Raw genomic sequence first — 12,722 nt, 5'->3', positions numbered from 1 at the left:
ACAGCCTATAAGCTTGTTTTTTCATCAGAGAAAAAGAAAACAGGACCGGAAACACCCGATCCTGTATATATCCAACTCTTAAGTCTACATAAAATTAAGATTTATAATCTACGCGGTTACTGTAGTTTTTACGCTTGTCGATCAAACCATTCAGCGCATCCACGTAAGCCCGAGCACTTGCTTCCAGAATATCGGTGCTTACCCCGCGTCCCTGTACAGACAGTCCGTTTTGCGTCAGTACTACATGGACTTCACCCAGAGCGTCCTTACCATGGGTAACAGACTTGATGGAGTAATCTGAAAGTACAACGCTCTCGCTGCTGGCTTGGTCAATCGCATTATAGATCGCATCGACTGAACCATTTCCTTCAGCTTCTGTCTCGATAACCTGACCTTCATCGTTAACCAGACGCACTTGTGCGGAAGGCGTAGCCTTGTTCCCATAGGTAACAAAGATGGTTTCCAGCTTGAAAACTTCAGGTGCATCGGCCAATTTTTCTTCCAGCAATGCCAAAATATCATCGTCCGAAACTTCCTTCTTCTTATCAGCCAAATCCTTGAACTGCCCAAAAGCGCGATTCAGATCTTCTTCGTTCAATTCGTAGCCCAACTCGATCAAACGCTCACGGAAAGCATGACGACCTGAGTGCTTACCGAGTACCAGTTTGCTTTCTTTCAGACCGATACTTTCTGGTGTCATGATTTCATAGGTCGTTTTCTCTTTCAGCATACCGTCTTGATGAATACCTGATTCGTGCGCAAAAGCATTGGCTCCAACAATCGCCTTGTTGCCCGGCACTACCATCCCCGTCAAACGGCTAACCAAACGGCTCGTGCGCGCAATTTCAGACAATTGCAGAGACGTTTTGGCCTGAAAAAATTCCTGTCTCGTCTCCAGTGCCATAGCGATTTCCTCAATAGCCGTGTTCCCAGCGCGTTCACCAATACCGTTAATGGTTCCCTCAATCTGATCCGCACCGTTCAGAATGGCAGCAAGTGTATTAGCGGTAGCCATTCCCAGGTCATTGTGGCAATGTGCACTCAATTGAATCTTCTCCACATCGACCACATTTTCCTTAATGTGTTTGAATATATTTCCATACTCGTAGGGTGTCAAGTAACCTACCGTATCTGGAATATTGACGACAGAAGCCCCTTCTTGTACAGCCATAGTGACCATTTCAACCACAAAATCAAGCTCTGTACGACCTGCATCCTCCAAAGAAAACTCCACTTTAGGCAAATATTTCAACCCATAGCGTATGGCAGCACGAGCGGTTTCCAATACCTGTGCCTTCTCCATCCGCAGCTTGTGCTGACGGTGAATAGGAGAAGTTGCCAAAAAGATATGGATACACGGGTCCTGAGCTCCCTTGAGTGCCTCGCGAACCGCATCAATATCCTGTTCCCTTGCACGTGAAAGGCCAATAACCGTCGAATTTTTTACAGCTTTTGCTACTGCATTAACAGCCGCCAGATCACCCGGAGAAGCAGCCGGGAATCCAGCCTCCATACGATCGATTCCCAGCTTCTCCAACTGATGAGCGATCTCCACTTTCTCACGAGTATTCAAGTTCACGCCAGGTGACTGTTCTCCGTCTCTCAACGTTGTGTCAAATATATATATTTTGCGCAACCTAACGCACCTCCTCAGGATAGGACCCTTAAATTACAATGCGGCTCACGCAATAAGCAGGGCCGCATTGTAATTAATATTTATAAATAATTCATGTTGTCGAGTTCATAGTACAAAAGATTATTACTTTTTGATCCAATGCATCATTTCACGCAATTGTCCGCCCACCACTTCAATCGGATGGTTAGCTTCATTACGACGAGTAGCCGTCAGGAATGCACGTCCAGATTGATTTTCAAGGATGAAGTCACGAGCAAATTTACCTTGTTGAATGTCAGTCAATACATCCTTCATGGCTTTCTTCGTATCTTCCGTTACCACGCGTGGTCCAGTTACATAATCGCCATATTCCGCTGTATTACTGATGGAATCACGCATCGTTGCCAATCCACCTTCATACATCAGGTCAACGATCAGCTTAAGCTCATGCAAGCATTCAAAGTATGCCATCTCAGGAGCATACCCCGCTTCAGTCAATGTTTCAAAGCCCGCTTTTACAAGTGCGCTCACGCCGCCACACAATACCGCCTGCTCACCGAACAGATCCGTCTCCGTTTCTTCACGGAAGGAGGTTTCAATTACGCCCGCACGTGTACAGCCAATGCCTTTTGCGTAAGCAAGACCGATTTCTTTGGCTTGACCCGTTGCGTCCTGCTCAATTGCGATCAACCCCGGTACCCCAAACCCTTCTACATAGGTACGACGTACCATATGTCCTGGGGATTTTGGAGCAACCAGCAATACATCGCTATCTTTAGGAGCTACGATTTGTCCAAAATGAACGTTGAAACCATGGGAGAACAAAAGAGCTGCGCCTTTTTTCAGGTTAGGTTCAATTTCATTTTTGTACACAGAAGCTTGAGTTTCATCAGGTAACAAAATTTGAACCACATCTGCACGGCTTGTTGCATCAGCTACGTTCAGAACTTCGAAACCGTCGTTTCTTGCGACATCAGCTGATTTGCCTTCACGCAAACCAATAACAACATTCACACCACTGTCACGCAAGTTTTGTGCCTGAGCATGTCCTTGGCTACCGTAACCGATAACGGCCACTGTCTTTCCTTTCAATACGCTGAGTTCTGCATCTTTTTCGTAGTACGTTGTAACTGCCATGGTTAATTTCCTCCTTTTAATTGGACCCTTCATAATGAGCGGGTACTCCAAGAGACTTCCCTCGTGATTAGTATCTAAAAATCTCTTCGAGCCCCCGCTCTTATGCGGGCGGTTCTTTATTGATGTAATGCGCTATAAGCGGTAATTCGTTAAAGCTCCATATTAAGCATTGCCACGTATCATAGCTGTAACCCCGGTTCGAGTCAACTCCCGAATACCGTAAGGCTTCAACAACTCGATCATGGCATCAATTTTTTCTGTATCGCCAATGACCTGTACGATCAAGCTCGTCGTTCCAACATCAATTACAGCTGCTCTGAATGTTTCTACCACGCCCATGATCTCTGGCCGCTGAGGCGGTTCTGCCTTTACCTTTATCATCGCCAATTCCCGAGCTACCATCGGCTTGGAACTGAGATCAATGACCTTGATCACATCAACCAGCTTGTAAAGCTGCTTTTCAATCTGCTCCAGGTTGTTCTCATCCCCTACAGTCACAATGACCATACGGGATAATCCAACTTCTTCCGATTGTCCCACAGTTATGCTCTCAATGTTAAAGCCTCGGCGACCGAACAGGCCGGACACACGTTGCAAAACGCCGGGTTGATCATTTACCAGTACAGCAATGGTATTTTTTGTTGTCATTTTACTCGTCCCCCATCAGCATTTGATCAATTGTCGAACCTTGCGTCACCATCGGATATACATTCTCTTCCTTGCTGACTACAAACTCGACAACGACCGGTCCGGGTGTATCAAGCGCCTCCTGCCAAGCCCGACGTGCCTCTTCCTTATTCGTAGCACGCAGCCCTTTGACACCGTATGCTTCGGCAAGTTTCACAAAATCCGGACTTCCAGCCAGGTCAATGTGACTGTACCGATTGTCATAGATCAATTCCTGCCATTGGCGAACCATTCCAAGCACCTGGTTGTTGATAATAACGATTTTAACCGGAATGTTATTGATTGCACAGATGGCTAATTCCTGCGAACACATCTGCATACCGCCGTCCCCGTTAATCGATATTACTAATCTGTCGGGATTGGCCATCTGAGCACCGATTGCAGAAGGGAAACCAAATCCCATCGTACCGAGTCCACCAGAGGTGACCCATGAGCGTGGCTGATTGAATTTGTAATACTGCGCTGCCCACATTTGATGCTGTCCCACGTCCGTCGTTACGATTGCGCCGCCCTTGGTCGTTTCATCCAACAACTCAACAACCCATTGTGGTTTAAGCACCGTTTCAGAATCCTTATAAGAATAAGGTTTCTCATTCTTCCAATGCTGAATTTGTGCTCTCCATGCATCAGCTCGATCCGCGCGTTTCACATCCTGATTCAGCAATTCCAGCACTGCCTTCACGTCACCCACGATAGGAATATCTGCTGCAACATTTTTTCCAATTTCAGCAGGATCGATATCAATGTGGACGATTTTAGCTTGAGGAGCAAACCCATCCAACTTGCCTGTTACCCGATCATCGAAGCGGGCTCCGATACAGATCAACAGATCTGACTGTTGAATCGCCTGATTGGAGGTGTATGTTCCATGCATCCCCGGCATCCCCGTCCACAGTTCATGTCCACTTGGGAAACCACCCAATCCGAGCAATGTTGTCGTAATAGGAATTTCCGTTTTACGAACAAACTCGTAAAGTGCTTCATGTCCACCGGAGTATACAACTCCTCCACCTGCCAGAATGAATGGACGTTCTGCTTCGGAAATAGCTTGAGTTAGCTTGTCTAGTTGAATTTTGTTGGGCAGCACTTTCGGGTTATAACCCCGCATGGTCACTGGTCCCGTTTGTGGAACGAACAACGTCTGGGCTGCGGAAATATCCTTCGGAATATCAATCAGCACCGGTCCCTTCCGCCCTGTGTTGGCAATATGAAATGCCTCATGGATGATTCGCGGCAGATCCTCTACATCTCTTACCAGATAGCTGTGCTTCGTAATCGGCATTGTAATTCCCGTGATATCGGCTTCCTGGAAAGCATCCGTACCGATCAGGGAAGATATAACGTTACCCGTGATGACCACCAACGGCACCGAATCCATAAAAGCCGTCGCAATACCAGTTACCAGGTTTGTCGCTCCAGGTCCGGAAGTCGCGATACATACGCCCACTTTACCGCTCGCCCGTGCATAACCATCTGCCGCATGAATAGCTCCTTGCTCGTGACGAGTGAGGACATGCTTGAAATCCTTAAAGCCATACATGGCATCATAGATATAAAGCACTGCACCACCTGGATATCCGAAGACACAATCTACTCCCTCCAGCAACAGGCTACGGAGTAAAATTTCCGAACCTGTAATCACTTCAGGCTTCATCCACTTTTCACGTAATTCATTGGTTGACCTAACTTCAGGAATTTGTGCACTCATTGGTCATCCTCCTTTACAAAATTTACATACATCTGACATTTGTAAAAACAAAAAAACCTTTCATCCCTAGAACAGACTTGCTGTTACTGAGGGACGAAAGGCTGTAGCTTCCGTGGTACCACCCGTGTTTGCCCGATATTTCGCAATATCGAACCTTGGCAGGTACAGAAATCGCAAAGGATCTCCATATCTGGCGTCTGTAACGTAGACCGTACGATTTTCCCTAATAGGTGATTCAGCGCACCGTTAATATCATCGGGCCCAAATACTTTTCAGGAAAACAGCTCCAAGGTGAGCTCGTTAAAAAGGGATTTTGGTGAAGCTTGCAGCTAATGCCTCACTCTCTGAACAAAAGAGCCCTAATCACTTCGTCCTCTTCATTGCCGTTGAGTTCATGTCATTCTTTCAAATGTTTAGACACATTATATGTCTCTCATCTGGGATAGTCAATACCCATATTTCATAAAAATTTATGTTTCTTTTCTGAAGCACCTCAGAGTCGCACGCTTGTAAGAGGTACCCGCATATTATAAAAAAGACCACACGGTGAGACAGTGCACTCCTCCAAAGCCACGTCTTATCTTGTTAAAAGGGTAGAAAAGGAGGCCCGTTTATGATTCGAAAACGCAGCTCTCAAGATGACACCATCATCTTTCGTCTAATCGAGCAAGAGCTTGTCCCCCTATCGCATTTAAGTGCCCAAGAAATGAAACAAATACGCAAAGAATTACCCCGGCGCTTAAACCGGGGCATCACTTTTGTAGCTTGCAGACCGGATAATGCACAGGTTGTTGGCTTCATTCATGTTATGCTGCATGGCGAACTATTATACATTGATTTGATTGCAATCTCTTCGGCTCATCAAGGTATGCGATACGGAAAAAAACTGCTGGAGCATGCCGAACACTACGGACGACTACGTCGCTGCAAGCGGGCTAAAGTTATGGTGGACGAAGACAATATCAGGGGGATCCATTTTTATCTGCGTCATCAATATCAAATACTGCGATACGTAGCTCTGAGCCGATGCCATGAACTCGAAAAGTCACTGTAAAAAGTATCTTTTTCGGGCTCAAGATTTTGTATGACTAAAATAAATTAGGGTAATACGGATATCCTACTCCGGGGTATCCCCCGTCTGTATACGGGCCTGGCTGCGGACCATATCCTGGTCCTCCATAACCTGGACCGTAGCCTCCATATCCCCCACCATAGGCACCAATGTATGGAGCTGTGCCGATGGCAAGCAAGTCAAACAGCACCAGAGGAATAATCGCCTTCGTGTTTACCTTTTTCTTGCGGTTTGGTTGAAGAACCAGTCGGTTACCCGAAATGCGAATCAGCTTGCCGCTGACCTGGGAACCATCCTTACGAGTAGCAAAGATGACTTTGCCGACAAGCTTCTCCACCTGCTTTCTGGTTACTGCCTGTTTCATCGTATTTCCTCCTTCTTTCTCAACGGATGGACAGATTGAACGGCTCCTTGATAGCTCATCACCACCACAAAATAGACCGGAGCTGACAGGGGCCGAGCGTCCCGTCCAATCTGCATAGCACAGTCTATTCCATTCATGCCAGTAGCGTATGTTTAAATGCCTGCACAATATAAAAAAATCTGGTACCTGCACATGCAGATACCAGATTTTTTATACACCAGGATTTTGCGAAATTCGATTCCAGTCGCTCCGAAGCAAGATATAGACAAACTAAACCATTTCGATCTATATCTTGTTCACTGGAAGTCGCTTATGGGATTTTTGCAAAATCCTCACACCAATGTACATTTTTCAAAACATGCACATTAGCTGTCTATAAGTTTTAACGCTTGCTTGGATCATAAAGTTGACCTAAAGCGGCCGGAGCGCGTGAACGTCCGACAGCCGCTACCAGTACAATAATCGTCAGGAGATACGGCAACATAAAAATAATTTCCTGGGGAATACTTTGCGACCATGCGAACAGCTGCACATAGTTGCGAATGGCTTGTGAAAAACCAAAAAACACTGCTGCGCCAAAAGCGCCGAGCGGATTCCATTTACCGAAAATCATAGCGGCAATAGCAATATATCCCTGCCCCGAAACTGTATTGTGCGAGAACATGTTGGTTGTAGTCAGAGTGATTGTAGCTCCACCAATCCCAGCCAACGCCCCACTGATCATAACACCAATATAACGAAGACGATTTACTTTAATACCCACTGTATCAGCCGCTCCTGGATGCTCCCCAACGGAACGCAAACGCAAGCCAAACGGTGTTTTATACAAAGTAAAATAGCCAATAATAACTAATAGAATGGCTAGATATGTCGTTGGGTAAGCTTGGAAAAAGGCTTTTCCTGCAATCGGGATATCCACAAGGTAAGGGATGGATATTTCGTTGAAACCCTGAATCCGACCGGTGTCACCATCTCCCTCAAATAAAAGCTTAACCATGTACAGTGTACTACCTGCTGCCAGAAAGTTAATAACTATACCGCTTATAACCTGATCGGCTTTAAACGTAATAGAGGCTACAGCATGAATTAGCGAAACCAAAATACCGAACACGGCAGCTGACAGCACACCTACCCAAGCCGCAGAGGTGCCTCCTAGTCCAGCTTGCTCGGCATAAAATCCGCCAACACCCGCTGCAAACGCTCCAAATACCATAAGTCCTTCCAACCCGAGGTTCGTTACACCGGATTTTTCTGAAAAAACTCCGCCGAGAGACGCAAAAATAATCGCCGTCGCAAAAACGAGCGTTGTATGGATTAATTCACCAAGTGTTAACCAACTCATTTTACAACACCTTCTCTTTCTTACGCTTGGAGTAGAGCGGCTTCACAACCCAACGTACAATACCTTGGGCCGCAATGAAGAAAATAATCGAGCCAATGACAACCCGGATAATCTCGGGCGGTACATCTGCGCTAAAGCTCATCCCCGCAGAACCATACGTAAGCGTTCCGAACAAAACAGAACCGAGCAGCACACCGAATGGGTTATTCATCCCAATCAGAGCTACAGCGATACCATCAAAACCCGTTCCCGGTGATCCTGCCATGACAGATTGATAATGGAATACTCCCAGCACTTCAAAGGCGCCTGCCAATCCGGCAAAAACCCCACTAATAAACATCGCTTTTATGATATTACGATTTACATTCATACCTGCATAACGGGATGCATCCTGATTAAATCCGACAGCCCGAAGCTCATAGCCCTGCTTTGTTTTCCACATGAAAATGTAGAAAAAGACTGCTGCCAGCACAGCAATAACTGTGCCCCAATGTACCCGAGCATTCCCCATCATCTGGGACAGCCATTCGATGGAAATTGAAGCAGAAGGCTGAATATCCACAGAACGATTTTCACCATCCATAAGTGCGAACTGATTGATCACCAAATTAGCCAAATACAAACCAATCCAGTTCATCATAATACATGTAATAACTTCATTCACACCTCTTTTGGCCTTCAAATAGCCAGCAATCGCAGCCCACAGACCTCCAAAAACGGCCCCTGCAATTACAGCTAGCGGTGCATGAATGATAGCTGGCAACCCATGGAGTTTAATGCCCACAATCGAAGCAGCTGTCATACCTACCAGAAACTGACCTTCGCCGCCGATATTAAACAAACCGGCGCGGGCCGCAAAAGCAAATGCCAACCCCGTTAAAATCAGCGGAGTCATCTCACGGATAGCCTCTCCAAAGTTGTAGGAATCTCCGTATACACGGCTAAACAAAGCAGAATAGGCCACAATAGGGTCATACCCGCCAATCAGCATCACAATAGCACCCAGAAGGAGACCCAAAATAATAGAGACCAGCGCCAGTACAAAGGAGTCTTTTGTGAATATTTTCAATAGATTAGCCATTCTCTACTCCTTTCTTCACTGCACTTCCTGCCATCATCAGTCCCAGTTCCTGGTCATTCGTTTCTTCTGGCAGCACTTCCCCGACAATCTTGCCCTCATAGATGACAGCAATTCGGTCGGATACATTCATAATCTCGTCCAGTTCAAAAGATATGAGCAATACAGCTTTACCTTGGTCCCGTTGGGCAATCAGTTGTTTCTGGACAAATTCAATAGCTCCGACATCCAGACCGCGTGTAGGCTGTGCTGCAATGAGAAGGTCTGGATTTTTATCAATTTCACGCGCAATGATAGCCTTCTGCTGGTTCCCACCAGATAATGCTCTTGCCTTCGTGTGAATATCCGGTGTTCTTACATCAAACTTTTCGATAAGACTTTTGGCCTGTTTCTCTATAGCATCTTTGTTCAAGAAGCCATTTTTACTGTAAGGCGCCTGGTAATACGTCTCCAGCACCATATTTTCACTCATAGAAAAATCGAGCACCAACCCATGCTTATGACGGTCCTCCGGTATATGTGAAACGCCTGCCTCTGAAATTTTGCGTGGTGGCTGATTGGCCACCTCTTGTCCGAGCAAACGAATGCTCCCACCATCCACCTTGCGTAAGCCTGTCAAAGCTTCGATCAGCTCACTCTGTCCATTGCCATCTACTCCGGCAATCCCCAAAATCTCGCCCGCCTTGACCTGCAGGTTCAACTCATTTAGAACATTAATGCCATCCTTGTTTTTAGAAATTACATTGTTCATTTCCAGTACCGTCTGTCCTGGTTGCGCAAGCTGCTTGTCCACTTTAAAGGACACACGACGGCCCACCATTTTCTCAGCCAGCTCATTTGGGGTTGTTTCAGACGTCTTGACCGTATCAATAACCTGACCTCTGCGAATGATCGTAACCGTATCTGCAATTTGCATAATTTCTTTAAGTTTATGAGTAATAAGAATTATTGATTTGCCTTCAGCGACCAAGCGCTTCATAATGTCCAGCAACTCAGTGATCTCTTGTGGTGTCAGTACAGCTGTAGGCTCATCGAAAATCAGAATATCTGCACCGCGATAGAGCGTTTTGATAATTTCTACACGTTGCTGCATACCAACAGATATATCCTCAATTTTGGCATTCGGATTTACCTGAAGGCCGTACTGCTCAGACAACCGCTGTACTTCTGCGGCAGCCTTTTTATAATTGATTTTCAGACCCTTACGTGGCTCCGAGCCCAGGACAATATTTTCGGTCACGGTAAACGGCTGTACGAGTTTAAAATGCTGATGCACCATGCCAATCCCCAGATCAATTGCCTTATTTGGACTATCAATCTGTACGGGTTTACCTCCGATTTCAATTGTCCCTTCATCCGGCTGATACAGTCCGAAAAGAATATTCATAAGCGTAGATTTACCCGCGCCATTCTCACCCAAAAGGGCATGAATTTCTCCCTTATGCAGCTTGATGCTGATGGAGTCGTTGGCAACGATGCCGGGGAATCGTTTTGTAATTTGCTTTAACTCAACGACGGGGGTCGCTGCATCCATGAGATCACCCTTATACACTTTATAGTATGTGCTCCAATGAGCTGATTTTGCCCGTTATAATCCATATAACTCCAGACGTAAGAACAAGGCTAGTCTTATGAACCAGCCTTGTCGCCACCTATATGTTCTTCAAGCCAAACTTATTTCGAAGGAACTGTAATTTCACCCTTAATAATTTTTTGCTTGTATTGTTCTACAAGATCAAGCACGTCTTTAGGTACGTTTTTCGTTGATGTGTCTGCCAAACCAATACCATTATCCTTCAGAGCCAGTGTCTCGACACCGCCCTTAAATTTACCGTCAATCACTTCTTTAGATACGCGTTTTACAGCTTCATCTACACGTTTTACCATCGAAGTCAATGTTACGTCGTCACCAAACTCAAGCGATTGGTCTTTATCTACGCCAATAACCCATACTTGCTGCCCTTGTTGCTTACGTGCGAGTGCTTCGTTAAATACACCTGTACCAGATCCGCCAGCTGCATGGAAAATAATATCCGCACCGCTGTTATAGATCGTCGCAGCTGCTGCTTTACCCAGGTCCGGCTTATCAAATGCACCTGTGTAGTTAACTTCCAATTTTGCATTTGGATTTACAGCTTTAATTCCTGCTTCGAATCCTTTTTCAAAACGTTTGATCAACGGGCTGTCTTGTCCACCCACAAAACCAATTTTGTTTGTTTTGGTAAGTTTACCAGCTACAACCCCCACCAAGAAGGAACCTTCATTTTCAGCAAAAACAACCGATTTCACGTTAGGCGCATCCACGACACTGTCAATGATCGCCAAGTTTTTGCTTGGGTTGTCTTTCGCTACTTGTCCAATCGCATTCGCCAGATTAAAACCGATTCCCCAAGTCAAGTTAAAATCACCCTTAACAAATTGGTTCAGGTTAGGAATATAATCTTGATCGGATTTACTTTGCAGGTATTTAACTTTAGCGCCTGATTCTTTCTCAGTGGCTTGTAGTGCCTCCCAAGCAGATTGGTTAAACGATTTGTCGTTTACTCCACCCACATCTGTAACCATGCCAATTTGGACATTCGATGTTTTGGCAGAACCACCTGTGTCTCCACCATTTGCGTTGGACGCACCTTGATTTTTGTTACCGCAGCCTGCGAGAATGACCGAGATCGCCAGCAGCATAACCAAAGACATACTGAACATTTTCTTCATGCTGATACTGTTCCCCCTTAGTGTTAGATCCCTGGACTGTCTCTTTTCTTTGAACATGTACATGCTCATGCATGTCATTTACTGACGAGACAGATCGTACAGAAGACTTACTTTAGAGATTATACAATTATGATCGGCTAAAATCTAGACAATTAATAACCTTGGGTCAATTTTTTTTAAAGTTCCATCAATGTAAGCGCTACAAAGTTAAAAAAAACATACATTCTTCCATCTCACGTCATATTTATTCGTATTTTGGAGAAAACGAAGTCTTTACCGTAACATTGAGTATGTACAAAAAAAGGCATCCCTACACAGCGTACTGCTTGGGATACCTTTTTACCACTTTCGCGGTTTCCACGCTTCATTATTAATAATTAAGCGTTGATTTTGCCTTTAGCAACAGTTGCCAAAGAGTTGAATGCATTAATATCATTGACTGCAAGATCAGCCAAGATTTTGCGGTTAATGTCCACACCAGCCAATTTCAGGCCGTGCATCAATTTGCTGTAAGACAAACCGTTCAAACGAGCTGCTGCGTTGATACGCACGATCCACAGTCTGCGGAAGTTACGTTTCGTCTGACGACGGTCACGGTATGCGTAAACAAGCGATTTCATTACCTGCTCGTTAGCTGTTTTAAAAATGCGGTGTTTGGAACCAAAATAACCTTTAGCAAGCTTCAATACTTTTTTATGACGACGACGAACGACGAATCCGCCCTTTACTCTTGCCATATCAATAGACCTCCCAAATAATGTTTATACTTCATTCATTGCAGTGCTAGTGCTATTTCAGGTTAGCAAGACCTTGTTTCAGACGTTTAACGTCCCCAGGTGCCATCTCAGGGTTAGTACCCAGAACGCGTTTTGCACGTTTGGATTTGTGGGAAAGCAAATGGTTTTTGTAAGCTTTGTAACGCATTACTTTACCAGTACCGGTAATTTTGAAGCGGCCTTTAAGGCTGCTATGTGTTTTCATTTTAGGCATTGAACTTCCTCCTTAAT

At 45.3% G+C, this 12,722-nt stretch carries 12 protein-coding genes; 1 reads left to right on the top strand and 11 read right to left on the bottom strand.

Features of this window, described 5'->3' with window-relative positions:
• Positions 1–94 precede the first annotated feature (94 nt).
• The 4 genes from NLX82_RS09025 to ilvB all read right to left on the bottom strand — a co-directional run bounded on the left by NLX82_RS09025 (position 95) and on the right by ilvB (position 5,147).
• Positions 95–1,636, bottom strand: coding sequence for a 2-isopropylmalate synthase (locus tag NLX82_RS09025; protein ID WP_025724101.1), 1,542 nt, complete (start codon positions 1,634–1,636; stop codon positions 95–97).
• Positions 1,637–1,759: 123 nt separating this feature from the next.
• Positions 1,760–2,752, bottom strand: a complete 993-nt coding sequence (gene ilvC / locus NLX82_RS09020; protein ID WP_013309387.1) for a ketol-acid reductoisomerase — start codon at positions 2,750–2,752, stop codon at positions 1,760–1,762.
• 162 nt (positions 2,753–2,914) lie between these two features.
• Positions 2,915–3,400: an acetolactate synthase small subunit gene (gene ilvN / locus NLX82_RS09015; RefSeq protein ID WP_023987760.1), complete on the bottom strand. Its 486-nt coding sequence runs from the start codon at positions 3,398–3,400 to the stop codon at positions 2,915–2,917.
• A 1-nt stretch (position 3,401) separates the two neighbouring features.
• Positions 3,402–5,147 (bottom strand): biosynthetic-type acetolactate synthase large subunit, encoded by a 1,746-nt coding sequence (gene ilvB, locus NLX82_RS09010; protein ID WP_023987759.1) that lies wholly within the window; start codon positions 5,145–5,147, stop codon positions 3,402–3,404.
• 613 nt (positions 5,148–5,760) lie between these two features.
• Here ilvB and NLX82_RS09005 point away from each other — a divergent pair.
• Entirely contained in the window at positions 5,761–6,201 is a 441-nt protein-coding gene (locus NLX82_RS09005; protein WP_023987758.1) for a GNAT family N-acetyltransferase, read from the top strand.
• 34 nt (positions 6,202–6,235) lie between these two features.
• Here NLX82_RS09005 and NLX82_RS09000 read toward each other — a convergent pair whose 3' ends face one another.
• From NLX82_RS09000 to rpmI, 7 genes are all read right to left on the bottom strand, one after another.
• Positions 6,236–6,583 carry a hypothetical protein gene (locus NLX82_RS09000; RefSeq protein ID WP_023987757.1) on the bottom strand — a complete coding sequence of 116 codons (348 nt, stop codon included), beginning with the start codon at positions 6,581–6,583 and terminating at the stop codon, positions 6,236–6,238.
• Positions 6,584–6,965: 382 nt separating this feature from the next.
• On the bottom strand, positions 6,966–7,925 hold the full coding sequence (locus tag NLX82_RS08995) for an ABC transporter permease (protein ID WP_010349245.1): 960 nt from the start codon (positions 7,923–7,925) through the stop codon (positions 6,966–6,968).
• Between the two features lies 1 nt (position 7,926).
• Positions 7,927–9,006, bottom strand: coding sequence for an ABC transporter permease (locus tag NLX82_RS08990; protein ID WP_013309382.1), 1,080 nt, complete (start codon positions 9,004–9,006; stop codon positions 7,927–7,929).
• A complete protein-coding gene (locus NLX82_RS08985) occupies positions 8,999–10,537 on the bottom strand; it encodes an ABC transporter ATP-binding protein (RefSeq protein ID WP_023987756.1) in 1,539 nt (512 codons plus the stop codon). The genes NLX82_RS08990 and NLX82_RS08985 overlap by 8 nt, the downstream gene beginning before the upstream one ends.
• 140 nt (positions 10,538–10,677) lie before the next feature.
• Positions 10,678–11,715 (bottom strand): BMP family lipoprotein, encoded by a 1,038-nt coding sequence (locus NLX82_RS08980; RefSeq protein WP_023987755.1) that lies wholly within the window; start codon positions 11,713–11,715, stop codon positions 10,678–10,680.
• Positions 11,716–12,092: 377 nt separating this feature from the next.
• Positions 12,093–12,452, bottom strand: coding sequence for a 50S ribosomal protein L20 (gene rplT / locus NLX82_RS08975; protein WP_007429517.1), 360 nt, complete (start codon positions 12,450–12,452; stop codon positions 12,093–12,095).
• 52 nt (positions 12,453–12,504) lie between these two features.
• Entirely contained in the window at positions 12,505–12,705 is a 201-nt protein-coding gene (rpmI, locus tag NLX82_RS08970) for a 50S ribosomal protein L35 (RefSeq protein ID WP_013309379.1), read from the bottom strand.
• Positions 12,706–12,722 lie beyond the last annotated feature (17 nt).

Source organism: Paenibacillus sp. A3M_27_13 (genome assembly GCF_024213315.1).
In the GTDB taxonomy this organism is placed as follows: Bacteria; Bacillota; Bacilli; order Paenibacillales; family Paenibacillaceae; genus Paenibacillus; species Paenibacillus polymyxa_B.
This window is presented reverse-complemented; position numbering and strand designations above follow the sequence as displayed.